Origin of the sequence: Carboxylicivirga sp. M1479 (genome assembly GCF_007097485.1) — a bacterium.
Lineage (GTDB): Bacteria > Bacteroidota > Bacteroidia > Bacteroidales > Marinilabiliaceae > Carboxylicivirga.
On the sequence record NZ_VKDE01000120.1, the window covers coordinates 1 to 281 of the forward strand.

The 281-nt window shown below is 32.0% G+C and carries 1 protein-coding gene; it reads right to left on the reverse strand.

All coding sequences use genetic code 11. The annotated features are described in order from the left end of the window. Nucleotides 1-99: 99 nt before the first annotated feature. A partial coding sequence (locus FNN09_RS21290; RefSeq protein WP_221932571.1) for a hypothetical protein occupies nucleotides 100-281 on the reverse strand: 182 nt, incomplete at its 5' end.

A 281-nucleotide genomic window follows, 5' to 3' on the forward strand; every position in this document is an offset into this window, starting at 1 on the left:
TACTTAAAATAAAATTATAAATCTATAAAACAAACACTACTTTGTATAGTAAGTTGTTTGTATCATTAAAGGTATATTAATCCTTACATGATAATGAAATCAATTCATCCGATCACCCAATACGCTTTGCCTGAAGTCAACAATAGCAGCAGCTTCATGCTCTTCCTGCATTACTTTCTCTATTTGAACAACAATATCGGGATATTTCTCAGCCAGATTCGTTTTTTCTGCAATGTCTGTTTGAAGGTCATATAGCTCCAATTTCCCTAATTCTGTATTAC